The 26,052-nt window shown below is 59.5% G+C and carries 18 protein-coding genes and 1 pseudogene; 15 read left to right on the forward strand and 4 right to left on the reverse strand.

From position 1 onward, the window contains the following. Positions 1–128: 128 nt before the first annotated feature. From CKW29_RS10660 to CKW29_RS10680, 5 genes are all read left to right on the forward strand, one after another. Complete coding sequence (locus CKW29_RS10660) at positions 129–1,442, forward strand: phospholipase (RefSeq protein ID WP_095148418.1); 1,314 nt, start codon at positions 129–131, stop codon at positions 1,440–1,442. Between the two features lie 64 nt (positions 1,443–1,506). Next, a complete protein-coding gene (locus tag CKW29_RS10665) occupies positions 1,507–3,477 on the forward strand; it encodes a DUF1302 domain-containing protein (protein ID WP_095145099.1) in 1,971 nt (656 codons plus the stop codon). Between the two features lie 59 nt (positions 3,478–3,536). Next, positions 3,537–4,910 carry a DUF1329 domain-containing protein gene (locus CKW29_RS10670; RefSeq protein WP_095148419.1) on the forward strand — a complete coding sequence of 458 codons (1,374 nt, stop codon included), beginning with the start codon at positions 3,537–3,539 and terminating at the stop codon, positions 4,908–4,910. 220 nt (positions 4,911–5,130) lie between these two features. After that, on the forward strand, positions 5,131–5,376 hold the full coding sequence (locus CKW29_RS10675) for a plasmid stabilization protein (RefSeq protein ID WP_095145097.1): 246 nt from the start codon (positions 5,131–5,133) through the stop codon (positions 5,374–5,376). Further along, positions 5,373–5,792 (forward strand): type II toxin-antitoxin system VapC family toxin, encoded by a 420-nt coding sequence (locus CKW29_RS10680; RefSeq protein ID WP_095148420.1) that lies wholly within the window; start codon positions 5,373–5,375, stop codon positions 5,790–5,792. Before CKW29_RS10675 ends, CKW29_RS10680 begins: the two co-directional genes overlap by 4 nt. A 160-nt stretch (positions 5,793–5,952) precedes the next feature. Here the strand turns inward: CKW29_RS10680 and CKW29_RS10685 are convergent, their stop codons facing one another. Beyond that, on the reverse strand, positions 5,953–7,872 hold the full coding sequence (locus CKW29_RS10685; RefSeq protein WP_095148421.1) for a methyl-accepting chemotaxis protein: 1,920 nt from the start codon (positions 7,870–7,872) through the stop codon (positions 5,953–5,955). Positions 7,873–8,189: 317 nt separating this feature from the next. Between CKW29_RS10685 and CKW29_RS10690 the strand changes: the two genes are divergently transcribed. Both CKW29_RS10690 and CKW29_RS10695 read left to right on the forward strand, forming a co-directional pair. After that, complete coding sequence (locus tag CKW29_RS10690) at positions 8,190–8,864, forward strand: histidine phosphatase family protein (protein ID WP_095148422.1); 675 nt, start codon at positions 8,190–8,192, stop codon at positions 8,862–8,864. A gap of 27 nt (positions 8,865–8,891) precedes the next feature. Further along, positions 8,892–9,725 (forward strand): phosphatase PAP2 family protein, encoded by an 834-nt coding sequence (locus tag CKW29_RS10695; protein ID WP_177452425.1) that lies wholly within the window; start codon positions 8,892–8,894, stop codon positions 9,723–9,725. Positions 9,726–9,747: 22 nt separating this feature from the next. On the opposite strand, the gene CKW29_RS10700 is transcribed toward CKW29_RS10695, so the two are convergent. Next, positions 9,748–11,202 (reverse strand): glycosyltransferase family 39 protein, encoded by a 1,455-nt coding sequence (locus CKW29_RS10700; RefSeq protein WP_095148423.1) that lies wholly within the window; start codon positions 11,200–11,202, stop codon positions 9,748–9,750. A gap of 382 nt (positions 11,203–11,584) precedes the next feature. On the opposite strand from CKW29_RS10700, the gene CKW29_RS10705 reads away from it, so the two are divergent. Beyond that, positions 11,585–12,022: a YciI family protein gene (locus tag CKW29_RS10705; protein ID WP_095148424.1), complete on the forward strand. Its 438-nt coding sequence runs from the start codon at positions 11,585–11,587 to the stop codon at positions 12,020–12,022. 165 nt (positions 12,023–12,187) lie between these two features. Here the strand turns inward: CKW29_RS10705 and CKW29_RS10710 are convergent, their stop codons facing one another. Further along, complete coding sequence (locus tag CKW29_RS10710) at positions 12,188–12,403, reverse strand: hypothetical protein (protein ID WP_095148425.1); 216 nt, start codon at positions 12,401–12,403, stop codon at positions 12,188–12,190. Between the two features lie 318 nt (positions 12,404–12,721). Then, the gene (locus tag CKW29_RS10715) at positions 12,722–13,678 is read right to left on the reverse strand and encodes a threonine dehydratase (protein WP_095148426.1); all 957 of its coding nucleotides are present in this window, start codon (positions 13,676–13,678) and stop codon (positions 12,722–12,724) included. A gap of 96 nt (positions 13,679–13,774) precedes the next feature. Here CKW29_RS10715 and CKW29_RS10720 point away from each other — a divergent pair, with 96 nt between their 5' ends. The 7 genes and pseudogenes from CKW29_RS10720 to drmB all read left to right on the forward strand — a co-directional run bounded on the left by CKW29_RS10720 (position 13,775) and on the right by drmB (position 25,811). Beyond that, positions 13,775–14,581: a helix-turn-helix transcriptional regulator gene (locus CKW29_RS10720; protein WP_371850792.1), complete on the forward strand. Its 807-nt coding sequence runs from the start codon at positions 13,775–13,777 to the stop codon at positions 14,579–14,581. A 391-nt stretch (positions 14,582–14,972) separates the two neighbouring features. Further along, positions 14,973–15,167, forward strand: a pseudogene (locus tag CKW29_RS10725) (IS3 family transposase); the annotation flags it as partial. A gap of 654 nt (positions 15,168–15,821) precedes the next feature. Beyond that, positions 15,822–16,853, forward strand: coding sequence for a hypothetical protein (locus CKW29_RS10735; RefSeq protein ID WP_143496860.1), 1,032 nt, complete (start codon positions 15,822–15,824; stop codon positions 16,851–16,853). Positions 16,854–16,855: 2 nt separating this feature from the next. Further along, positions 16,856–18,463, forward strand: coding sequence for a hypothetical protein (locus CKW29_RS10740; RefSeq protein ID WP_095148429.1), 1,608 nt, complete (start codon positions 16,856–16,858; stop codon positions 18,461–18,463). Next, on the forward strand, positions 18,460–20,175 hold the full coding sequence (locus CKW29_RS10745) for a nuclease-related domain-containing DEAD/DEAH box helicase (protein ID WP_095148430.1): 1,716 nt from the start codon (positions 18,460–18,462) through the stop codon (positions 20,173–20,175). The genes CKW29_RS10740 and CKW29_RS10745 overlap by 4 nt, the downstream gene beginning before the upstream one ends. Further along, a complete protein-coding gene (locus CKW29_RS10750) occupies positions 20,168–23,884 on the forward strand; it encodes a helicase-related protein (protein WP_095148431.1) in 3,717 nt (1,238 codons plus the stop codon). Before CKW29_RS10745 ends, CKW29_RS10750 begins: the two co-directional genes overlap by 8 nt. Continuing rightward, a complete protein-coding gene (gene drmB, locus CKW29_RS10755; RefSeq protein ID WP_159950281.1) occupies positions 23,874–25,811 on the forward strand; it encodes a DUF1998 domain-containing protein in 1,938 nt (645 codons plus the stop codon). The genes CKW29_RS10750 and drmB overlap by 11 nt, the downstream gene beginning before the upstream one ends. The last annotated feature ends 241 nt before the right edge of the window (positions 25,812–26,052 follow it).

Here is a 26,052-nt window from a genome sequence, read left to right on the forward strand (position 1 = left end):
GCCTGGCGTTTTTTGCCGGTTTGCCGTGGCGCTATCGGAGAGTTTTTTTGGCGAGATTGGACAGTGCCATGGCCTGGGTCGGTTGTTAGGCTCAGCCCCTGTGCTCATCCAATAAGATCAAAAAGCCAATGAAGCTGACGTTTCTCTTGCTGCTGCTCGGCGCGGCTGCCCCCACGGCCTGGGGCTGGTCCAACCATACGGTGGGCAGCTACCTGGCGTTGCAGGATGTGGCCGCCTTGCGCGACGCACCGCTGGTCGAGGTCGAGCCCCTGGAGCAGTTTCTCGCCCAGCAGTACGCGGGCGTGAGCGAATTGTTGGAGGAGCAGGAGCGCTTCGCCCGTCAGCACTTTCCCGAATACCCGCCGCGCCCGGACAACCTCAAGCTGCCACCCGTGCCCGGGGACAATCTGCGACAGGCATTTCTCAGCGCCTTGCGGGTCAATCCGCAGATCCATCTGGCCATGGTGATCCAGCCGATGCCGGGGCAAATCCCGGTGGCAGGTGAGCAACTCACGGCCGAGCAGGTGATGGTCGAGCAAACCCGTTCGCCCTGGAACCAGCAGCGATTCATCCGCCTGACGGCCGGGGAAAAGGTATCGCCCGTGGCGGTGCTCGCCAGCGCCGCCGACGAGCCGGACTACGGTCACGACATCAACCTGTTCAGTGACAATCCAGGTGACGTGGCTGCGCTGTACGGCTTCGGCCCGCAGCCTTTTGGCGATCCGCGTTTCCAGTACAGCTCCCAGGCGCCGTTCCACATGGGCTTTTTCCATGAGAGCCCGGTGGTGTACGCCGCAGCCGGCTTTCTGCAGCGTAACTGGCCGGACTGGCGGGCCTATCAATACCTGAGTTTGTCGCGCCTGGCCTTCGCCACGGGGCATGCCTACTGGGGCTATCGCTTTCTTGGCTGGGGCCTGCACTACGTTCAGGACCTGACCCAGCCGTATCACGCCAAACCGCTGCCGGGTGTCGAGCTCGACAGCATGCTGTTGATGGAGGCCAAGGCCTTGGCCGGCTATGACAGCGACAAGCACGAGGCCATTGAACGGGTCGCCACCCGGCACACCGAGGTGGAGAAGTATCAGTTCGCCTGGCTCCAGCGCCTGCAGCGTGCGGGCCAGGCGCACCCGATGCTCAGCGCTTACGTCGACACCCGCGAAGACGCCGCTTACCCGCCGTATTCGGTGGACTACCTGCGTGAGGTCGTCTCGGCCCAGTCCGTCGCCCAGGCCGCTGAGTTTGATGCCGCGATCGGGCAATGGCTGAGCACGACCCCGGCCCCCCTGAGCTTCAGCGCCGGCAACCAGTTGCAGCCCGAAGCGTTCGACCACCCGGCACTCAATCAGCAACTGTTCCAACTGCTGGGGCATTTCGGGGCTCATAGCCGGATCTATGTCGGTGCTGGCCTGGCCCCGGCCCAGGGCGATACCGCTGCGCCTTGAGCCGTTGGGCGAGGGTGCACGGATACAAAAACAACAAGATCAGCAGGGAAGGGAGGAACACACAATGAGCATTCGATCACGCCTGTCCAGCGCGAAGGTGCCGGGCACGTTGTCGGCGGGGATAGGGTTGGCAGGGCTGCTGCAAGTGTGCGCCGTCGACGGGGTGCAGGCCATGGAGTTCAGCCTGCTGGACAAAGAGGTGACCGGTTCGTTCGACAGTACCTTGTCCTATGGCCGCCTGTGGCGGGTCCAGGGCCGGGACAAGAGCAACGATGACGTCAACACCAACGACGGTAATCGCAACTTCGATACCGGGCTGGTTTCCGAGGTGTACAAGATCACCTCGGAGCTGGAAGCCAACTATCAGAACTACGGGATGTTCATGCGCGGCACCGCGTTCTATGACACCCAGCTGATGGACAAGCGCAACGATTACTACCGCAACAACAGCCCCTCGCAGCCGAGCCAGAGCTACCCCAACGACGACCACTTCACCGATCAGACCCGTGACATCGCCGGCAGCCGGGTAGAGATGCTCGACGCCTATATCTACGGCAATTGGGACGTGGCCGCGATGCCGGTGACGGCACGCCTGGGGCGCCAGGTGTTCAACTGGGGCGAGGGCATTTTCTATCGCGGCGGGGTCAACACCACCAACCCGGTGGACGCGGCCAAGTACCGGTTGCCGGGAGCCGAGGTCAAGGAAGTGCTGATGCCGGTAGAGGCAGTCAGCTTCAACATCGGCTTGAGCGACAACCTGACGATGGAAAGTTTCTACCAGACGAACTGGAAGGAAACCCGCATCGACCCGGTCGGCACCTTCTACTCTCAGACCGATCTGTTCGCCGACGGCGGCAACACCGCCTACAACAACTTCACCGGCACCGCGCTGGATACGCCGGTGCCCGGTTTCGGCAACGTGATCGATCTGTACAGCGCGCTGGGCAACAACCCGGTATTGAGCCAGGTGCTGGGGACTACCGGCCTGTACGCCAACGGTGTGACGCCGGCGTTCGGCAATACCCTCAAGGTGGCCTCCGTGGGCAAGGACTACAACGCCCGCAACGATGGTCAGTTCGGCTTCGCCTTTCGCTACATCGCCGAGGAGCTCAACAGCACCGAGTTCGGCGTGTACCTGGTCAACTACCATGCCAAGGAGCCGACCATCTCCGCTGACCTGGGCGGTTACCAGGGCATCGACATGGATGCCCTGACCAACCTGTTGGCCGGGGTGGCCGGCAGCCAGGCCGGGGAGCTGGCCAACGGCCTGGCCACCGTGGATGTGCTGGGCAACATTCAGGCGCATCGGCGCTACGCCGAAGACATTCGCATGTACGGCTTCAGCTTCAACACCACCCTGGGCCAGGCATCGGTGTTTGGCGAAGTGGCCTATCGGCCCAACCTGCCCATCGGCGTCGCGGCCACCAACGACCTGATCGGCGACCTGGCCAATGGTGCCGCTGCGGCGGCGGCCGGCCAGACCATCAACATCGGCGGGCAGATGGTCCAGCTCGACAGCCAGATCAACAACGGTGAGCGGGTGGAATCGTTCAACACCTCCCTGGGCAGCATCTACAACTTTGGCCCGAACCTGTCCTTCGACTCCCTGTTCGGCGTGTTCGAACTGGCCTCCGAACATTTGCGCGGCAGCAACCTGCAGTACACCGCCTATGACGGCAGCAACCGTTACTACGCCGGCACCGGCAACTATTCCTATGTGTCCGGTGGGGATCGTGGTGACCAGGTCAACCGTAACTCCTACAGCTACACCGCGATGTTCAACGGCACCTGGAACGACGTGTATGCCGGGGTCAACGTCTCGCCCTATGTCGTCTACAAGGATGACTTCAAGGGCAACAGCTATCAGGCGGGCAACACCATCGAGGGTCGCAAGGCCTACACCCTGGGGGTCAAGGCCAACTACCAGAACAAGCTGGAGGCCGAGTTGCAGTACACCGAGTTCTACGGCGGAGGCCAGAACAACGGTATTCGCGACCGTGACAACGTCGGCTTCAACCTCAAGTATTTCCTGTGAGTGTTCAGGCCCCTTGGCTTGCGGGCGATGCTGCCCTGCCTTTATTTCGGAGAATGTCCATGCTTCACACACCGCGACTGATCAAGACCACGTTGGCCCTGGTCCTGAGCCTGGCGGCTGGCAGCGCGCTGGCTGCCCTGTCCCCCCAGGACGCCCAACAACTCAAGTCCAAGCTGACGCCGCTGGGCGCCGAGCGTGCCGGTAATGCGGCCGGCACTATTCCGGCCTGGGACGGCGGCATCACCCAGGCGCCCAAGGGCTATACCCCGGGCCAGCATCACCTGGACCCGTTCCCGGGCGACAAGCCGTTGTTCACCATCACCAAGGCGAATCTCGAGCAGTACAAGGCCCACCTCAGCGCGGGCCAGATCGCGCTGTTCAACAGTTACCCCGACACCTTCCAGATGCCGGTGTACACCAGCCGTCGCTCGGGTTCCGCGCCGCAGTGGCTGTATGACAACACCTTCAAGAACGCCACCAGCGCCAAGCTGCTCGACGGCGGCAACGGCTTTGCCGATGCCTATGGTGGTGTGCCGTTCCCCGTGCCCAAGGACGGTGTCGAGGCGCTGTGGAACCACATCACCCGTTATCGCGGGATCTACGTGGTACGCCGCGCGTCCGAAGCGCCGGTACAACGTAACGGCAGCTTCGCCCTGGTGACCTCGCAGCAGGAGGGGATGTTCACCTACTACCGCCCGGGCGGGCAGTACACGGACCTGAAGAACATCCTGTTCTACTACCTGGCCTTCGTGAAGAGCCCGGCCCGCCTGGCGGGCGGCGCGGCGTTGGTGCACGAGACCCTGGACCAGCTCAAGGACCCGCGTCAGGCCTGGGTCTACGACGCCGGCCAGCGCCGCGTGCGCCGTGCGCCGAACCTGGCGTATGACACCCCGATCGCGTCCTCGGACGGCCTGCGCACAGCGGACGATACCGACCTGTTCAACGGCTCGCCGGACCGTTACGACTGGAAGCTGATTGGCAAGAAAGAGGTCTACATTCCCTACAACAACTACAAGGTCGGCAGCCCCGAGGTGAAGTACGCGGACTTGCTCAAGCCGGGGCACCTCAACCCGCAGTACACCCGTTATGAATTGCACCGAGTCTGGGTGGTGGAAGGCACGCTCAAGCCGGGTTCGCGACACATTTACTCCAAGCGCGTGCTGTTTCTCGACGAAGACAGCTGGGGCGCCGCGGTGGTGGACCAGTACGACGGGCGAGGGGAGCTGTGGCGGGTGTCGATGGGCTACCTGAAGAACTTCTACGACCTGCCGACGACCTGGAGCGCGATGGACGTGTTCCACGACCTGCAGGCGCGGCGTTACTACGTGCAGAACCTGGATAACGAAGAGACGCAAACCGTGGACTTCGCCCAGCCGGTGCCGGAGGACGCGTATTTCATGCCGTCGGCCTTGCGTCAGCGCGGGACGCGGTAAACGACGGGTCTGATGCAACACCTGTAGGCGCTGGCTTGCCAGCGATGGAGGTCAACAATAACGCGTGTTTTCAGAAAGAACGCGTAACACTTGAGTTCATCGCGAGCACGCTCGCTCCTACAGGTCTATCGGACTCGCCGCCGTTCGGCGGCGCCGCGTGTCCTCGAGGAGCAAGTCGTGTTAGCTTCAATCAATGATTTCATTGATTGCAGGAGGCATCATGGCCAGCATCACGATTCGAAACCTTGACGACCAGATCAAGGAACAATTGCGGATTGCCGCCGCCCACAATGGGCATTCGATGGAGGAGGAGGCTCGCCTGATTCTGGGAAGAGCGCTGGCCGCTGTTGATCGGGCAGGCGGGCTTGGAAGCAGGATTCGCGGCAGGTTCAGCGCCAGTGGCGGGGTTGAGCTCGATTTGCCCTCGCGCCAGGAGAAAGCGACAGCCGTGGATTTCTCCGAATGATTGTGCTCGATACCAACGTTCTTTCAGAGTTCATGCGGGCCGAGCCTGATGTACAGGTGTTGGCCTGGGTCGACGCGCAACCGGCGATGGATCTGGCAATCAGCGCTATTACCGTGGCAGAAATTCTCCATGGCATTGCCCGGCTCCCATTCGGTAAGCGCAAACAGAAACTTGAAGCTCATGCGATGGCAATGTTCGAAGAAGACTTTGCCGGAAGAATATTGGCTTTTGATGCCCATGCAGCCGTCGAGTACGCGACGCTGGTGGCGGGCCGCGAAGCAAACGGTCGGGCCGCGTCAATGGCGGATGCACAGATAGCCGCCATTTGCCGAACCCACGGTGCTCCGATTGCGACTCGCAATGTTCGCGACTTTGAGTTTCCCGGGGTTGAAGTGATCAATCCGTGGGAGATTTGAGCGGCGGACTGATCACCTGAGCGATCCACAGATTTCGGCCAGGCCCTGGAGGAACCAGGGCATGACCGTTAACGATCCACTCGGGAATCAGTACAGAGAACGGGGTCGGCGCGCCTGAGGACTCGTCGTGTGTGGAGTCTCCAGGCCCGTCGTGCCTGGATCAGACGCGGAAGTGACTGACCATCATCTGCAACTGATTGCCCAGGCGCGCCAGTTCAACGCTGGACGCCGCGGTTTCATCGCTGGCGGCGGCGGTCTGTTCGGAGACGTCGCGCACGTTGATGATGCTGCGGCTGATCTCTTCGGCCACCGCACTTTGCTGCTCGGCTGCGGCGGCGATCTGCTGGTTCATCGACTGAATGTTCGACACCGTGCGGGTGATGTTCTCCAGTGACGCGCCGGCCTTGCGGGTCAGCGCGACGCTGCTGTCGGTGAGACTGCGGCTGTTGTTCATCACGGTCGCCACTTGCTGGGTACCGTTCTGCAGCGCGGCAACCAGGCCTTCGATCTCCTCGGTGGACTTCTGCGTGCGCTGGGCCAGGCCACGGACTTCGTCAGCCACCACGGCAAAGCCACGACCGGCTTCACCGGCGCGCGCCGCTTCAATGGCGGCGTTGAGCGCCAGCAGGTTGGTCTGCTCGGCCACCGCCTTGATCACGTCCATGACGCTGCCGATCTTGTCGCTTTCCTGTTGCAGCACGGTCATGGCTTCGGTGGAACGCACCACCTCGCTGGCCAGGCGTTCGATCTGGGTGATCGCTTCGTTGACCACCTTGTCGCCGTCACGGGCTTCACTGTCTGCCGCGGCGGCCGCTTGCGAGGCTTGCTCGGCGTTGCGCGCGACTTCCTGCACGGTGGCGGTCATTTCGTGCATCGCGGTGGCTACCTGATCGGTTTCCACTTTCTGGCTGTTGACCCCGGCGCTGGTTTCTTCGGTGACGGCGGACAGTTCTTCTGCGGCGCTGGCGATCTGGGTTACGCCGTCGCGAATGCCGCTGATCAGGTCGCGCAGGGTCACTCCCATGCGGGCGATGCCTTGTTGCAGCACGCCGAGTTCGTCGCGGCGAGTCACGCGTACGTCCTGGGTCAGGTCGCCGCTGGCGATGCGCTCGACCACCGCCAGGGTTTCGCGTAGCGGACGGGTGATCTGCCGGGTGATGACCACCGCCGCCAGCACACCCACCAGCAATGCCAACAGGGTGCTGATCAGTTGCAGGGTGCGCGCACGGGCGCTTTCGGTGTCGCGGCGATCCAGCTGGATCTGATACAGCGCGTCGCTACGGCTGACGATGTCGCTGCCCTGGACGGTCATTTCCTGACGAGCCTGGACGGCCTCACTGTTGGCAGCCTTATAGGCCTGTAACGCACTGCGGTAGTTGGTCAGTACGCGTTCGAGCTGGCGCAAGGCGTCTGGCTGAGTGTCGGCGAAGTGGCTGTTCAGTGCCTTGAGGCTGGCAATGGCCGCGTCCAGTTGTACCGCAGCCTTTTGCTCAGTGGCCGGGTTGCTGTCGGCGGTGTAGCCCCGTACTTCGTAACGGGCGAGCAAGAACTGCTCCTTGGCCTCGGTGATGACCTGGAACTGTTCGAAACGCTCATCGCTCAGTGGCATCTGCCGCACGCGGGTATTGATGTCGTTGATCAGGGTGTTGGCGCTTTCGGCGCTCTCAGCCATGGCCTGACGCGCCGCGTTGGCGGTGCGGTAGGCGTTGCGCATCTTGTTCAGGGATTGCTGGTAGGCGTCGATGACGGCGCTTTGTTCCCTGAGCAGCTTGAGGTTTTCCGGGCTCTTGAAGCTCGACAGCAGGGACTGCTGCTGGGCCTTGAAGCCATCGAGGGAGGTTTGCACGGTCTGCGCCACGGTCTCGTCGCCGTTGGCCAGCATGTATTGCAAACGGGTAATGCGCAGTTTGGTCAGGCTCGCGTTGAGCTGGGTGATGTCGCTCATCCAGTTGCTGCGGTCGATCAGCCCGCCCAGGCTGGTCCAGCCGGTCAGGGCAAGGATGCAGGTAAGGGCCAGCACCAGGCCGAAACCCAGGCCCAGCTTCAGGTTGACGCTGATATTGGCAAACCAGCTATTCATCGAAAATTCCTCCAGGAACGTTGCGCTTCTTGATCGTCAGTTGGCTGGAAGATTATTTTTTTTGGGAGCCAGCAAGGGGTATAGAAGTCCTGTATCGGCAGTCAGCGAGATAGCTGAACCTGTTTTCGTTACGAGAAATTGCAGATGAGCAGATTGCCAACAGTCAGCGGGCACTGATGAAAAATCTCAGTGCTCAGGTTTTTTTTACATTCATTTCACCTGCCTCCGACTTGCCCATCGCTATTGTCCTGCCATCGTCGGCATCAGGCCGACACATGCATTCATCTGGCAGGCAATGCCACAGGGGCGGTTGGGTCGTGAGGTCAAGAATCGAGTCGGTGGGTGCCAGTCTCCCGCATGGGCTGACGGAGATCAGGCGCTACAAAAACACCGTCATCGCGCTGTTGCTGGGGCTGTGTGTGCTGCTGTCGGCGGTTTACCTGCTGCGGCCGGCACCGGTTCCGGACCTGGCGCAGGACAATGCCTCGGACCTGACGCGGCTGAAGGCTGACTGGGCGGCTGGCGAGATGATTGTGTTGGTACGGCATGTTGAACGTTGTGATCATTCCAGGGCCACTTGCCTGAACGCCCCGGATGGCATCACCGACCGTGGGCGGGGTGTGGCGGTGGGGTTGGGGGCACAATTCGAGCGCTTGGGGCTGTCCCGCACGGACCTCTACAACAGCCCCGTGACCCGTGCGGTACAGACGTCCAGCTACATGTTCAACTCGGTCACGAGCGGCCAGGACTGGCTGTTCAACTGCAAGGGCACCCTGCTACGGGATGCACTGGCCCACAAGGTGGCGGGACGTAACCTGGTGCTGGTCACCCACAGTGAGTGCATGGCGGAGCTGGAAAAAGAGCTGAACGTGCCGGGCGCAAGCTTCGGTTATGGGACGGCGCTGTTTTTATCCACCGCCAAGGGCAACGCCAAGGCGCACCTCCTGGGGTTCCTCGACGCCACTGACTGGCGCTCGATGTTCTCGCAGTAATCGATAAACGTGCAGACGAGACGAACGATGCAGACTTTTGTGCGTCACCGATTCTATTGGGTGAGCCTTGGTATCCCGCTGCTCTGCGCCGCGGCGGTATTTGTGATGTTCGACATGACCCACATCGACATTGCCTTCAGCAATCTGTTCTTTGATCCGCTGACCCAGACGTTCCCGATCGACCACATTCGACTCTTTGAAAAAATCACCCACAAGTGGACGCGCGTGATTCCGGACTGGACTGCCGAAGTCGCCTTGATCGGGGCGTTGCTGTCGTTTGTCTGGCCGCGCTTCAACCCGCAGAAACACCCGCGCCTGGGCGGTTTTCTGGAGCGGTCCAAGGTAGCGTCGGTGTTGCGGTTTACCACTGACCATCGTCGGGATTTCTGGTTCGTGGTGCTGGCATTCGCCCTTTGCACAGGCGTGATTCACTTCCTCAAGGCGCACACCAGCGTGTACTGTCCGATTGAAACCACGCTCTACGGTGGAAAAATCGCCCACATGGAGTGGTTCAACAACTTCCAGCTGTTCAAGGCGGCGGGCGACGGCCGTTGCTGGCCGGGGGGGCATGCCTCCGGTGGTTTCACCCTGCTTGCGCTGTATTTCGTGGCGCGTCGTTACCAGTGGCGCTATTCAAAAGCCATCCTGTGGGGCTCGCTGCTGCTGGGCTTCATCTTTGGTACCACGCGGGTATTGCAGGGTTGGCACTACATGTCCCACACCTTCTGGGCGGGGATCTTTGTCTGGCTCACCTGTTTGCTGACGGCATTGGCGTTTTACGGTCGCGTGCGGCTGGATGTGCCGGTGCGGCAGAAGGTGACAGCCGGGGTCGGTGGTACCGAGGTGCAGGTGTCGGGCTGAGTTCGGCGGCATTTTTTTCATTTTACTGCGCCACGAAGTAATACGCCTGCCGGCTCACCCTCATGGTCTTCAGCACCTTCAAGGGCGGGCCGGGCTCACGCTCGCTGGCGATCAGTGCCACATGAGTGGGGGACGCCGCGAGGAAGGTGGACAGTTGCTCCTCGGTCTGCAAATTCTTGAGCAAGCCCTGGGTGTAGAACACGCTCGCCCCGGCTGTCCGTTCGTTGGCCTGGTACAGCGCCACGTCCTGCCCCATGGCTTGCATCGCCTGGATCTGCTCGATCAACGGCAGGAACGACAGTGTGCGGTCGGCACGCGGGGCGGCCCATTGGGCGGCAGACAGATACGCCATGACGATCAGGCTGATCAGGCCGATTGCCCATGCACGGCGATGACGCGCCAGCTTCCCGAGCAGGCCTGACGCCTCCGTGTGTTGGCGCAGGCGCTCATACAGCACCGCGGCATACTCCGCCGCGATGACCGCTGCTGCCGGTGTCAGCGACATCAGGTACACGGTGCGTTTGCTGGAGGCCAGGGTCAGCATCACGAACTGGGCCAGCAACCACAGGGTAAAGAACAACAGGTAGCGGTTGTTCGCCAGGTGTTTGCGAAAGTGCCACAGCCCCAGGTAGACCAGGATGTTCCATGGCAGGAACGCTTCCGGCAGTTTGGCCAGGTAGTAATGAAACGGCTCATAGTGCCCGGCCTCGACGAACGAGCCATTGAAGCGACCGAGGCTGTTGGTCAGCAACACTTCGGCCAAGGCCTGTGAGCCGCCGCGCTGATACAGCAGGACAAGCCAGATCAGCAAGGGGATCAAACCGAGCACGGTCACCAGCGCCGGTCGTGTCCAGCTTGTCAGCGTGAAGCGCTTGTCGATCAGGCTCTCGGTCAGCAGGTAGGCGAAGATCACCACGCCCGGCATTGCCAGGCCGAGCACGCCCTTGCTCAACGTGGCAATGGCAATGCCGAGGGCAAACAGCAACCAGCTACCCGTGGCGGGTTGCTGTCCCGTCTGTTGCTTATGCGCCTGGTAGAACGCCAGCAACGCCAGGGTGACACCGAGACTCAGCAGGGCATCTTCACCGACCCCGCGTACGTTACCCCAGTAGCTGGCCATGGTTGCCAGCATGATCCCCGCGACCAGGGCAAGGTTCGTCGGCCGTCCCCACCGGCGCAGCATGGCGTACAGCAGCATCACGCTGAACAGCCCGGCAAAGGCCGATGCCAACCGAACCGCCCAGGGCGTGCCCCCAAACGCACGAATCGCCCCGGCGTCCAGCCACAGGCTCAGGGGCGGCTTTTCCAGAAAGGGTTGCCCCAGCAGGCGCGGCGTTACCCAGTCGTTATCCAGGTGCATCTGCATGGCGATACCGGCCACCCGGGCTTCGGTGGAACCTTGCAATTGGTGATTGCCGAGGGCGAAGAAGAACAGCAGTGCTGCGAGCAGGAACAAGAGCGGCGCGGGGCGTGACATGGGCATCAGGCTACCGAAAGGGGGCGGGCGGGGGAGGTGGGCTGCGAAAAAGTATATGAGGGCAATTCTGAACAATTGATGAACTGCTGGCATATAGAGGCCTGGGGCAAGTGATCGACCGCAAAGTCGGCTTCCGAGCGCATGCAACTGCCCCGATCCAGCCGTCAGGCAGTTCCAGGGGCCGGACCAGGTCCAGCAGGTGCCAACACATTAGGTCATTCAAGATGAGGGTGTGGTGTCTTGAGGGGGCATGACTCAAGTGAAAGGACCGGTGTCAGGAAAAAGCCGGCACTGATACGTCAGTTTTCTCATGGCGACTGTCGATTTCAAACCCCGTCATTCGACCAAGAGGTAAGTCCCTCAACCCAATGGAGAAACCACCATGCGATTCATGATCATTGTGAAGGCCAGCCAGGATTCCGAAGCCGGCAAGATGCCGAGCCAGGAACTGTTGACTGCGATGGGCAACTACAACGAAGAACTGGTCAAGGCCGGCATCCTGCTCGCCGGTGAGGGCCTGCACCCCAGCAGCAAAGGGGCCCGGGTGCGCTTCTCGGGTGCCCAGCGCCTGGTCACCGATGGCCCGTTCGCCGAGACCAAGGAACTGATCGCCGGCTACTGGCTGTGGCAGGCGAAATCGAAAGAGGAAGCCATCGAGTGGGTCAAGCGCTGCCCCAACCCGATGCCTGGTACCGAGGCCGAAATCGAGATTCGCCAGGTATTCGAAGCCGAGGATTTCGGCGCCGAGTTCACCCCCGAGCTGCGCGAGCAGGAAGAGCGCGTGTGGGCACAGGCGCAGGATCAGGCGAAGAAGTGTTGAGTCACTGGCACCGATGTAGGCGTGAGCGTGCTTGCGATGAACCCAAGAGCGATGCGTTGATGCAAAAATGCGCGTCATTGTTAACGTTCATCGCGAGCATGGGGCTCTTTTTTTTGGGGCTTGGGGGGTGAACAGCGGTAAAGCTGTATCGGGACTGGAAACGCCTTACTTCTTGGCGCCCAGGCCAAACTGCAGGCCGCCCCAATTCCACTCTTTCGATTGCTTCACATAACAGCCCAGCTGGTTGGCGGGTTCGGCGTCACAGGCAATCCTGCCGACGGTGCTGGTGTCCTGGCCTTCGCCGGTACTGCGCGCGTTGTAGTTGGCGCAGCCAGTCGTGAGCGTGAGGATAAAGGCGAGGGTCAGTGCTTTGATTTTCATAAAGGCATCCATGCGGTTAGATCGCCAGCATCGAGCGCTGGAGACTGGACTGTCATCCATTGATGTTTGTCAGGTCGACTTATCAGACCAGTCGTTGCGTCAGCGAATCGAATGTAGCATCGAATGCGGGTACCGCCAGCAGCAAATGCGGCAGGTAATAAGGGGCTTGTATCGGGATGATGTCCGGGAGAGCCCCCCCTTCCAACGGATCGCAGCGCGCACGCGACAGGGCGAGGGGGAGGCGCACGACACGGAGCTTCTGAGCCGCAAAGCCGGATCACTGCGTGGAGCAACCGGTCGTCAAAATGCGACAGGGGTTCACGTTATCACCCTCGCATACACCGGCCGGTCGATATTCCCGCCGGACAAAATGACCCCGACCCTTTTCCCCTCCATCGCTTCACGTTCTTGCATCAGCGCTGCAAGTGCCGCAGCTCCCGCACCCTCGACCAGGTTGTGGGTGTCGGTGTAATACACGCGCATGGCCTCGGCAATCTCTTCTTCGCTGACCGATACGATCCGTGCCGCGCCTGCGGCATAACAGGCAAAGGCTTCGGGGACCGGTTTACGCACTGCCAGGCCGTCGGCAAAGGTATTTGCCGAAGCGGTTTCCCGTAGTTCGCCAGCGTCGAACGATAACTTCGCGGCCTCAGCTTCGGTGGACACTACGCCGATCACCTGGGTCTTCAGGCCCAGCGCGTCGCGGGCCGCGATTACCCCGCAAATCCCCGACCCGCAGCCGATGGGGACGTAGACACTGTCCAGGTTCGGCGCCGCATTGAACAGTTCCAGCGCATAAGTGGCGACACCCTTGACCAATTCACGATGGTAGGGCGGTACCAGATAGAGGCCTTGTGTCTCGGCCAGGCGCGCGGCCTCTTCACGGGCCTCGTCGAAATCCCGGCCAAACTCGACGACCTCGCCGCCAAAGCCGCGCATGGCGTTGTTCTTTTCTACGGAATTGCCCACCGGCACCACAATCAACGCCCTCAGGCCCTGCGCCCGGGCAGCCAGGGCTAGGCTCTGACCATGATTACCGCGGGTTGCAGTAACGATGCCCACCGTGGTTGGGTGTGTGCGCTTGAGCCAGTGCATGAACGTAATGCCGCCGCGCACCTTGAAGGCGCCTGTCGGGGTATGGTTTTCGTGTTTCACCCAAACGGTGCAGCCCAACCGCTCGGCCAGCAGGGGCCACGCGTACTGGGCGGTGGCTGGCATTACTTGATACACCTGGCGGGCAGCGTCTTCGATGTCGTCGCGGGTCACGTTGTGCATGGGCATTCTCCCTGAGGTTTTGCCCAGTCTAGGCAGCGACACGGGCCGCTGGCTTTCAGAAAACTGACCTGATCTTTGTGGTTGCCCTTCAGTAGTATGGTGTTCATGAATCGCCGAAGCTGCTTACCGTCACCGCTCCTGCACGAACCGGTCCGTCGAGCCGAAGCAGGGCCGTGGGCGATCGAATTGCTACCCAGCGCCGCCTACGAAAGCCGATACGTAGCGACCCAGGCGGCCATTGGCTTTGCCTTCGACAGCCAGCGAGGCATACACGCCATTGGCAGCGACCGGGTGCGCCCATTCAATGCCACGCCCAACGGCCTGGCATTCGTACCCGCCGGGTGTGACGTGTTTTCCGAGTCGCCCGAGGGCGGTGAATATCTACGGGTCATCCGAACCGATGGCACGCCCTTAATGGGGGATCGTGCTTTCAACAACCTCATCGACCGGCCGGCGATTATCCTTGCGCAGCGAATGCGCGGAGCACTGTTGCGGGCCTCGGTGGAAGACGACTGGGAGGCTTGGGCACTGGCATTGGCTGAGCGGGTGAAGGGAGGCGAAGCGATGCCGACGCTGCCCCGGGGCTCCATGACCGCCAAACGCCTGCGCCTGCTTGATGAGTTCGTTGACGCCGGGCTCGACGGGCCACTGAGTGTGCAGGCAATGGCGGGGTTGCTGGGATTGTCCGAAGGATACTTCATGCGCGCGTTCAAAGCCGCAACGGGCAAGAGCCCGCACAGTTACCTGATCGACAGACGCCTGCTCCGGGCCCGGCTCATGTTGCGCGGCTCGATGGACCGCTTGGCGGACATCGCCCAAGCCTGCGGATTCTCCTCCCAAGCGCATATGGCCACTGCCTTCAGGCAGCGATTGGGGGGGAGTCCAGGAGAGATGCGGGGGTGATGGACGCCGACAGTGGGTTTACAACTCAATTTTTTGAGAGGTACACGGCGGGATACACGGGCAGTGTTTATAGGCGTAGATAAGGAGATGCGGCCAGAAACAAGAAAGCCCGCACAGGGCGGGCTTCTTGGGGTGTTTCGTAGACTGTCTGAGACAGGTCTAGACTACTGTTTGGTGCCTGGGTAATCTGAACTCATAATATAAGATTATGATTTTAAATAATATTTTCAGTTTGTTTTTTCTTGTGGAATACCATTTGGAATACCATTCTTCATGTCATGTCCCAGTCAGTAACGTAGTGGCTAAATTGGTTTGATTACGACCCTTGTCTCGATCGTGTGGGATTCGAACCTGAGACCAGTGCGGATGCAGGGGCTGAGTGCGCATGGTTATGGAGCGCGTGTTCCGCAGCTTGAAAGCCGAATGGATACCGACCGTGGGCTACAGAACTGCTCAAGAGGCCCAACGCGATATCAGTCATTTCTTGATGCGTCAGTACAACTGGATACGTCCCCATCAATTCAACGATGGGTTGGCCCCTACAAGGGTGGAAGAAAAACTTAACGTCGTGTCCGGGATTAGTTGACCGCTACAATTTGACTGCGTGCCGCAGATAAACGAGGCGTATGCGGACAGCTGCGACGACGAACACCAAGAGGTGTTTTGGGCCGCGTACCAGGAGATTGGGCTTGAACATAGCCCATTGGGGCTGGTCTGCATGAACGATACCGAAACAGGTTACTTGAGCACTGCTCAATCGATGAACGCACTGGCAGATAGAATTCGGCTTGTGGGCGGCTTTATAGATTTGTTAACTATTTGATTACTATAGATATTATGTTTTTGTGTATTTTCGTCCCCCCATTTGTCCCCCTACTTTGATTTTGCGTGTGGAGTGGGCGTATGGGAGGGCGGAGTCGGCGATCCTTGTAGATAGAAAGCATATGGGCGAGGTCCTGCAAAGAGACATCGTAGTCGGGGTTAAGCCATTTTAAGGGTAAAGATTGGAAGCTAGGTGCGGTGCACTGCGGACCCGGTGTCGCCTGGCTGCTCCTGTGCGCCGTGTAGATTGGATTCAAGCGGTACGCCGGTGACAATAGTTCCCAGGGATCTCGTGTTTACGTGAGAAAAAGCTGATGATGGCGCAGCTTATAGAACGCGTGGTGGTGAATTCCCATTGATGTGACTGGATGGAGCTATCACAGCTGCTTAGGATGCTAGAGAACCTCAGGATGCTTGGATGCAGTATTTTGAAGCGCATACGGTACATGACGCTGTCCCTACATGGGCAGCTGCCGCGCTTGGTCTGGGTTACCGATGGCGCCTGAGTGTCAGTAGTGCTCGTCGGATCGGCCTGTTGTCGATGCCGTGCGACTCGGAGGCTGCAGGTATCATCGCGCTGGGCGCGTTGCGGCGCGACCTTGAACGCACGACATCAAACCACGTGGATACGCACTTCGATCTTCTATCGCGGGCTTGCCGTGAGCGTGTGGCAGTCCATATGCACCGCGAGAACTCTTCAGAGGAGCTCTCGTGGGATGTGCGTAATACCGTTGACGATACCCGTTGGCGTTTTGTTGCCTACGATGGCGACTTGGATATTATTGTTCTCGAGATCGCCACACACCGGCCGGTCATCAAACGCAAGGGCAAAAGCATCCCAAACCCGAACGGGGCCTGCAGCCGCTACATCATGCGGGACAATGCCATCGGCTGGCAGTTGCGCAATTGTCCTTTACCGCAGCTGCCTCCGGACGGGAAGGCGCTGGAGCCCTCCGCGTACAGCAGTCTGCCAGGCTGCGTCGGCCCTATCTTGGAGGCAAACCTTCGCCGGTCCTATGACGGTCTGGTGCTGGTCGGACAGGGGGCCGCGCGTGACTCCACCTATATGCAGAAATTTTATACGGCGGGCTTCGCGTCCGCTGACCATCGGCTTCCGCTGGGCGATCTGCTGACCCTGCATCACAGCGAACGGAAATATATACGGCGTCTGCGTTTCCTCAACGAGCGAGCACTTCAGGACGAAGCCGTACACGCTGCCTGGCTGGTGGTGGCAGATGGTATATCCGCGCTGCTCTGTGCGGAGAAGCTGTTTCCTACCAGCGACATTATCGGTGTCTGCAACCGCGATGCGTCTGTCGAGGCCATCATCCAGCTAAAGGACTGGCTGAACGATATCAGTCGCTATTACACCGATATGGACGCCAATCACTGCATGGCAGGCGAGATGCCAGGCGGCATGATGCTGCGCGTGCTGCAACGAAGGACATGAACATGCCTGTCCCGACAACCGCTCGTTTGCAGTTCCTAGAGAGCAATCCGCCGGTCCAAGAACTCTACATCGGTGAATCTCCGCTTTTTTCTGCGATCCGCCACCATATGCGGGCGCTGTATTCTGCGCTCTACCAGCCGGAAGGAGATGCTTACCATAACGAATCGGCACTGATGCTTCGGTTCGAGATGCAGAAGTGGCTGACGTCCCCCTTGATGCCCGATATCGGCCTGTTCATGCGCTGCGGTCTTTCCGATGACGGGCGGACCCGCCGGCAGTGGGGAGGGCAGGCCGCGCATACCGTCGAGCTGTTGAAAGACCTGATCACCCGCTACGCGGAGGAGGGCTCCGTGCTCAACACAGAGTTCGTCCGGCTGTTCATCGACCTTGCCGGCGAGTACGAGGAAGACCGCATAAAAATCTGGTGCCACCACAAGGAACGCGATCTTTTTCGCGACCTGCTGGAAGGTTTGACCGAGCTTGATGACGGAGTATTCGTAAGCACGCTTGCAGAGTATCGCAAGAGCCCTCCGACCGATGTACTGATCCGATTCGGACCGTTACGCACGCGCGGTTTCGGTAATGCGCCGGAGGCGCTGATCACTTCACCGACATATCGCCGGCTGGTCCGCCTTATCTGGACGGGACTGGCGGATGAGGAAGGATTTGCCGACGATCCGGTGCTGCCTACCCACAATTATCTGGCCACACTTCGCTCGCTCCGAACCACAGTTATCGGAAATCTGGGGGCGGTGCCTGTGTCGGCGGAGACGGAACCTGGGGATGATCTTGTGTTCCTTGACCAGAAAACGTCCGTCGGCAAATCCCTGCATGGTTGTGTGCTGGTGGAGTTTCCCGCCGAGTACAGTGTGCTTCTGCGTCCTGGTTCCCGCTTGCTGGTATTCAGTCCCCATTGCACCGATGCGGAGGCCATTGGCTACCGACATATCGGCGACGTTGATGCCGGCGATTACCTGCTCGTCCACGACGCTGATGCTGACCTCGGCGAGGTCAGCGTCGATGCCGCCAAGGCGCCGCTGGCTGTCTTGTGGAAAAAGGCGCTGGCTGACGCTTGGAGGCGACACCCTGGTGTGTGCGCTCAGAGAATGCAGCAAGCCGGCATCGGACTACAGGACCTGTCTCGTGCGGTTCAGAAATGGACGGCAATGAATGGCACGGTGATTCGCGCCCCCCTGCGTAAGAAACATTTCGAGGCACTGCTGACAAAGGTACTTGATCCGGAGCTTATTCCCCCGATGGTGGCGGATGGCAGGACGGTTCCAGGCTGGCGCCGGGCTTGGGCGGAGGTCGAGTCGACGCGGGTAAACGCGATACAGCACGGGGCTGTGGAGAATGCCATTGTCAACGAACAACTTGTCGCAGAGCTACGCAAGGAATTGCCAGCCATCCGTAACATGATCTCACTAGATGAAGTCTATCGTCACCTGCTCAAGCCAGAAACTGGACTAACTGGCAGCGTGGCATTTAAGCCTGTGCTAAGCATCTCGCCGGACTTCGCTGCGCCAGCAGAGCAGTTGGAAAAACCGCTGAAGTTGCTGGTTTCTGAACAGTATCGAGTGAACCATGGAGGCGATCATCTGTGCGCATGATTCCCGGATTTATCGATGAGTCAGCCCCGCCCGGTGAGGTGGATCTATACCGCAAACTTGAAAGTGCGCAGTACGGCTGGACCGTTATCCACTCGCTGGACTTGGCCCCGAGCAACCACAACAGACGTACCGAGCTTGACTTTGTGATCTTGATACCTGACGTCGGCATTCTCTGCATAGAGGTCAAGTCGCACCGCGAGATCGGCTTCGACGGTGATCGCTGGTACCCGGAAAGCATCACCAAATCACCGTTCCGCCAAGCGCAGGATGCGCGCTTCGCCCTACGTCGCCGGCTGTTAGACCGGTTAGCATCCTTCTCACAAGTCCCGGTGGTGCACTGTTGCATATTCCCCCGGGCAGACTTTGCCGTAGCGCCCAACCTGTCGATTCAGCCTTACGAGGTGATGGACCGTGGCCGGTTCGAGGCCTGTGCCACGGGCGAGGCACTGTGTGATGGGCTGAAAACCATGGTCCTTCGGATCATCGATGCAGATCCGACGATCACCCCGCTAAAGGCGCCGCTGTCAGTGCCGCAAGTGACGGACTTCGTCAATTTCTGTTTTCCCATCCGCACTCGTCGGCCCGAAAAGAATGCCGAAATCTGCTACCGCGAGGAGGAGCTCAAGCAACTCCTGCGAGAACAGCAGCGTCCTGTGCTTCATTTGACGGAGTACAACCCCCGGGTGCTTGTGGAAGGTGGGGCCGGCACCGGCAAGTCGCTGATTGGTATCGAGGTTGCCCGGCGTAAGGCCGCCCAAGGGCTCCGAGTGGGCTATCTGTGCTTCAACAGGCTGATCGGCCAATGGGCTGCCAGTCAGCTTGAGTGCGACCACCATCCGCTCCTGGTCGGCGGCTCCGCCCTGAGCGTGCTGATGTCCCTGACTGGGATCAGTGTGCCAGATAATCCCGACGATGATTTCTGGTCCGACCTGCCTCTGGCTATTCAGGACCGCCTCACGGATCCGTCGTGTGCCCATGATGCACGGTTTGACTACTTAATCATCGACGAGGCGCAGGACATAATTGGGCGTCCGGACCTGCTGGATTGCATCCGTCTGCTGCTAGACGGAGGCCTGGACGGCGGCCGCTATTTGATGCTGGGCGACTTCCGCAACCAAGTGCTGACTGGCGCTGCGGCGCTCGAGACAACCCTTGCAGCGATGCGGTGCTATGCCGCCCGCTGGGTTCTCACGGAAAATTGTCGGAACTACAAGGCCATTGGTCAGATCGCGATGAAGCTCTCGAAGGCTGACCGCAGTACGTACTCCGGGTACCTGCGTCAGGGCGGAGGCCTACATGCATGGAACCTAGGGCTGTACCAAGATGCGGCAGATCAGGTCCGTCAAATCATCACGTGCATTGATTCGGCCTTGGCCAGCGGATTTAGTGCAGAGGACATCACAGTGCTCTCCTTTGGGGCTGAACACCAATCGGTGCTGCCTCTGCTTTATGAGACGTGCCGGCGTCCCTTTGTCACTTCGGGGTCAAAGGGTGTCAAGGGGATCCGTTGCTCCACTGTTCCCGCCTACAAAGGCCTTGAGAACAAAGTCATCATCATCACTGATGTGACTCCTTCAGACAGCGGGTTCGACCGCAGCCGTTTCTACACGGGCATTACCCGGGCGCAGGAGAGGCTCCATCTTTTTTGTCACGCGTCGGGCTCCTCACAGCTGGCCGAATGGGTCAAAAACGCAGGGAAGGAATATGAATAAAGAACGGTCTGCCGAAATTGAATTCCTGCGCGGTGAGCTGGTAGGCCCTGCGCGTCCATTGGAAGCGGTTCGCCCTGGCACAACGGTGACCTTGGATGCGCAGGGCTGCTTTCGGCTGACCGAGGATACCGACGGGACCCTGTACTACCTATGCGATGGAAGCAACATTCCTCAGGAGCTTGTCCACCATCGTGGCGAAACACCCATGCAGCGGTATGGAGCAGGTTTGTTGCACCCACGCAACGATGTGCGCGGGGCAGTGATTGACGAACCAGTTGGTGCCGAACCATCCGGCCGCGAACCGGACAACGACGCTTCGGCTGAAACTGTACAGGCAGTGGTCTCCGATCCGGATGAGCCACCCTCGTCTACGGTGTTCGAAAATGCTTACGCCGGTGTCTTAGACGGTGGTGGGGAGGAGGCGGATGACGATGATTTCGAGGTCGGCAGCGCCGACATGTTCCAGCCGTCGGTAATGGGCATCAGCTTCTGCCTTGAGGAGGGGGACGGCGAATTTGTGGTGTCGCTGCCCCCAATGAAAAAGTTCTTCTGGCAGCTCCCGGAGGCGGCGCCGTTCCAGGTCAACGGACGTTATGAGCCTTGTATCAAGATCACCCCCAAGGAAGCTAGTGAACACCGGGCCGAGGCTTGGCGGCGCGTTCCGGCGACCACTGTAGACACGTGCGAACGGTTTCCGCTGTCCAGCTTGGAGCCTGGTAAACCAGTATCGAGGAACCTTGTTCTGTCGGGGGGGCTGGCCTTGCAGATTCAGGTATTTCCGCGGCGCATGCATGGCAAGTGGATCATTACATGCGTGCTGCGCAACCAACTGGACGCTAGCGTCATGAATAGCCGGGTGGAACGGGGGCGGGGCATACTCTTCCAGGCTTGCTTCGAGGTACGCGTGCAAGGCGGCGCGGCCTTCAGCCGTTACCCTGAGGGCATAAGACCGTTTCGGCAGCTAGACGATGACGAGCAGACGCTCTCCCTGCTTTACCGTGACGAGGCTACTTGGGCAATCGGGCATGGCTGTGCTGCGGGATGGGATCGTGTTGAAGGTGCGACACCGGAAGCGGTTTTCGCCGATGTGATGCCTGCTGTGGAACTGCCGAGTATGACGCCCGACATCAGGGACCGGGACGGCAAGCCGGTTACCCTGTCAATGCGTGAGTTGGCAGGCCTATCGTCCTTTGCCGGGGGCGGCGCAGGCTGGGAGGCGCTCGACCGTCTCGCCGGAGAGTATGCGGCCTGGATCGAGGCGCGTGAGGCGGAATGCGTAGGATTGGAGCCCCATTTGCGTGAGGTAGCCACACGGCATCTTGAGGGCTGTCGGCAGTGCCTCGTGCGCATAGGCAAAGGTATCGCCGTTTTGCAGGAAGATGAAACGGCACTAGAGGCGTTCCGCTTGGCGAATCAGGCGATGATGCTGCAACAGATAGCCTCCAAACAGATTTCACGCCGCCCCTTGGTCCGTTTCGACGGCCACGTGGTAGCAGCTGACGTACTGGAAGGTCAGCCCCGCACTCCGTGGAAAGTCTGGGTCGACAGTTCAGAGAAACCTCACATCGGCAATTGGCGCGCCTTCCAAGCTGCCTTTCTGTTGATGAGTATTGTCGGTCTTATAGACGGGCGTAGTGACGACCGAGAAATCGTTGACCTGATCTGGTTCCCCACAGGAGGGGGCAAGACCGAAGCCTATCTCGCGGTCGCAGCCTTTTACATGTTTCACCAGCGCCTGATTGCGCGCCCCGACGACAAACTTCGTCGCGACGGCACCAACGTATTCATGCGTTATACCCTGCGCATGTTGACCACGCAGCAGTTTCAGCGCGCCGCCAGCCTAATCTGCGCGATGGAGCAGATCCGCTTACGCCGCAATGCGGAGTTCGCCCGCCCTCTGATTGGGGAAGCCAGAATTACGCTTGGGTTGTGGGTTGGAGCTAGTGGCTCGCCGAATACTTGGGCAGACGCTTGCACTGCCATCCAGAAATACAACCGCAACGATGTGGCAGGCAATCCGTTGGTGCTTACCGAATGTCCTTGGTGCCGAAGCACAATCGGCCGGCTGGAGCAGGATGCCGCCGGCCGCCCCGTCAAAAGCAGAGGCAACGGCAGCAACCTAGCTGGAGTGGCTTTTTTCGAAAAAAAACGCCCGTACCTGAAGTGTTCCGACGTCAACTGTGAATATGGTGGCGAGCGTGACAGGCTTCCTGTCGAGGTGATTGACGAGGCGATCTATAACGAGCCGCCGTCCATGTTTATCGGTACGGCAGATAAGTTTGCGATGATGGCTTGGAAGCCGGAAACAGGCGCACTGTTTGGTTTTCGTCGTGATGGCAAAGGAAATGTTTCCCTCGTCAGACAGCCACCTGGGCTGATCATCCAAGATGAGTTTCATCTAATTTCCGGACCACTAGGTACGATCTACGGCCTGTATGAAGGCGTGATCGAACGGTTTTGCACTGCAGAGGAAGGCCGGCACCTGATCCGGCCCAAAATCATTGCCTCGACGGCCACCATTCGCGGCGCAACGGAACAGGTACGCACTGTCTATGCTCGCGAGAGTCTGCAGCTATTTCCCAATCCGGGGCTGGCGATGGGGGACTCGTTTTTTGGTCGTTACGCCAAGGGTGACAATGACCAGCTTTCAGAGGGACGCCTCTACCTTGGCATTCATGCCAGTGGTTACCGGTCCTTCCTGACTGCGCAGGTCCGCACGTTTTCGGCAGCGATGTTCAGGGCTGGGATGTTCGAGGAACGAAAGGACGCTTGGTGGACGCTTCTGGCGTTTTACAATAGCCTTCGCGAACTAGGTGGTGCTCAGACCTTGTTCCAGTCTGACATTGCCGCGCGCATGAAAGACTACTCGGTTCGCTATGGACTTAAAGGCAGCACGCAACGCTACCTCAATAAAGTGGAAGAACTGACCAGCCGCCAGAGTCAGGCCCAACTGGTAGAGCTTATGGACCGGCTGGCGCTGGATTGGAGTGACAAAAAATCCATCGATGCCTGCCTCGCATCCAACATCATTGAGGTAGGGGTCGACATCGACCGACTGGCGTTAATGGCTGTTGTCGGCCAGCCCAAGTCAACCGCGCAATACATCCAGGTCACGGGCCGAGTAGGCCGGAGGTGGGATAACCGACCAGGACTGATTCTGAGCATGTTCAATCCGAGCAAGAGTCGTGACCGTTCGCATTTCGAGCAGTTCCACAGCTATCACCGCCGCCTGTATGAACGTGTCGAGCCCACCTCGGCCACTCCGTTCTCGGTCGAGGCAGTGGAGCGTGCCCTGACCGGCGTCCTCTTGGTCTGGGCTAGGCAGTGCCATGACGCTAAATCCCCCGGCGAGTCCTATGGCGACTACGTCGGCTATCTGGATGACGCGTTTGACCTGCTACTCGAGCGCTGCGAAACCATCATGGAAAAGCAGCCGGCGGAATCGGCTCGCGTGCAAAAAGCCATGTGCAAGGTATACAGCGACCTCCGCAGAAAATGGCAGGCCAGCCCACAGGAATGGTGGTCGTACCCGCAAAAAAAAGACGGTGAGTATTTGATGCTTTGGTCCGGCGTGTTTGCGACCCGCGAACAGAAGCTGAAGGGGACACGGGTTCTCAGCAGCATGCGCAACGTCGATGGCACTGCCCGAGCGGCAATCAGCAGCAACTATTTCTATTTCGCGGAGGAGCATACAGAACATGGCCAGTGAGATTCGGCTGGGGCAACTGATCGCTCCCTTTGGCTCGGGAAGCATCTACACCGACAAGAACGGCACTCCCAACATCGTCTGTGGCTTGGATTTCTGGCATATGCAGAGGGATGAGCGGCACGGCTGGAAGGCAGATGAGTCCGCCGTGCGCAAGCATGTGATCGACGAGCCCCGACTTTCCGCGCTACTCCATGTTCCTCAATTCCGTCAGCCACCGGAGTACTGCTTCGACGACCAGAACCCGGGCCTCTCCAGACTGGAGGTTCAGACACACCGCTTTCCCACCTGGTATGTCGACATTTTGAGCGGGAAAATGCGCCGGGTCAGTCTCGACACGCAGAAGTTGGCCCCTTTAGAAAAGGGTGAAAAACAGGCTCGCTGGCGTCCGGTACGCTTCATCAGCGTTTGCAGCGAAGGACATATCGCGGATTTTCCGTGGAAGGCTTGGTGTGGGTGCGAATGCCCAAGTGACAGTGATTTGGTTCTGAGCGATACGGGCGGCCCGGATCTGCGGTCCGTAAGGGTCTCCTGCAAGCGTTGCGGAAAGTCAAGAACACTGGCGGGATCTATGGGAATGGAGCTTAACCCGCAACGGGATCAAGTTGTGAAGTCTGGACTTCGTTCCGCAGACATCAACTGCGGCGGTGAACGCCCGTGGCTAGGCCAGTCAGTTCAGCCTTGTGGCGCACTTCCGGTGGCCGTGCTGATCAACCAGTCGAACATCTATTTCGGCAAGACCCTGTCCTCAATCTACCTGCCTGATATGACCAGCGAACGAACTGTCGCAGACATACAGAAGGTTCTGCGGCGGGATGACATGGATCTGTCCTCGGCCAAACTCCTCCTCCAGATGGGAGATCGCTCGACTGCCCTAATGAAGCTTAAAGAAATACTGAAACCACATTACCAAAGCCTTCCTGATGAGGAGTCGATCATGCAAGCTATCGAATCCCTCAGCCGAGGGACTTCTCTATCCAGCGATGCTCCCCAGCCTGTTTCGTCTGAATCCCAAACTTTGACATTCAGGCGGGCCGAGTACAACGTACTGCGCCATGAAGTCGAACTTGGCGTGGATGAGGAACTCCGAGTCATCAAGAGCTTGGTTCCGGATGAGCTGAAACAGTGGTTTGGACGGGTGAACTTGGTTGAGCGATTGCGCGAGACCCGAGTGTTTTGCGGGTTCGAGCGCTTGATACGGGCGCGAGACCCACTCGCGGGCATGCCGACATCCGCCATGAACCAACTTTTCTTGCATCCGCCAGAATCTGCAATTCAGTGGCTACCCGCAGTCAAGAACTACGGCGAAGGAATTTATATTGAGCTGAACGAGTTCGCCGTAGAACAATGGCTCATTGATAACGCGACTTGGCTAGAGGAGCGACTCGACCAAGCGTTTGTCGACCGCATGGGCAACGAAATGAATCTCCTGCCGCCTCTCCAGAGCAACGGCTGGACGCCGCAATGGGCCGCCCGCTACCTACTGGTTCATACTCTGGCGCACATCATGATTAACCAGATGGTGTTCGAGTGCGGTTACTCGTCAGCCTCGCTTAAAGAACGAATCTTCGTGTCGAGCGATCCGAAGGCCCCGATGGCTGCATTTCTCATCTATACGGCCGCCGGGGATTCGGAAGGGAGTCTGGGCGGACTGGTCCGCATTGGCCGGCCTGAGCTGTTCGGGCCCGTGGTGCACCGGGCGCTCTCGCGTGCGTCTTGGTGTTCCGCCGATCCTGTGTGCTCGGAGGATCTGGGTGGTACGGGTTCGCGACGGGTGAACAAGGCCGCCTGTCATGCCTGCGTGTTGCTGCCAGAGACTGCCTGCGAGACGGTCAATAGTGGATTGGATCGTGCCATGGTCATCGGGACCCCGCAGGTTCCGAAGTATGGGTTCTTGTCCGATTTGATTCAGGGAGCTCCATACGACTAGTTATTGTCTGAGGGGTAGATATGGCAGGCATGATGTCTGCTCGAGGTGGGGGCTACGGTTTTTGAACTTGGCCCGACGATTGCTCATCTTTTACTCACCGCCTCGCCGTCGAAATGCCCCTTTTTTTGTTTAGCTGGTAAGGAAGGACTCTGACTGCTTATCCAAGATATTTACCCAAACCGGCGCGGTCGAACAGTCAGGAAAACGGCTACAGTCTGACTATAGATTTTAGTAGTGGTTG

The sequence above is a fragment of the Pseudomonas sp. Irchel s3a18 genome (assembly GCF_900187535.1).
Classification (GTDB): Bacteria; Pseudomonadota; Gammaproteobacteria; order Pseudomonadales; family Pseudomonadaceae; genus Aquipseudomonas.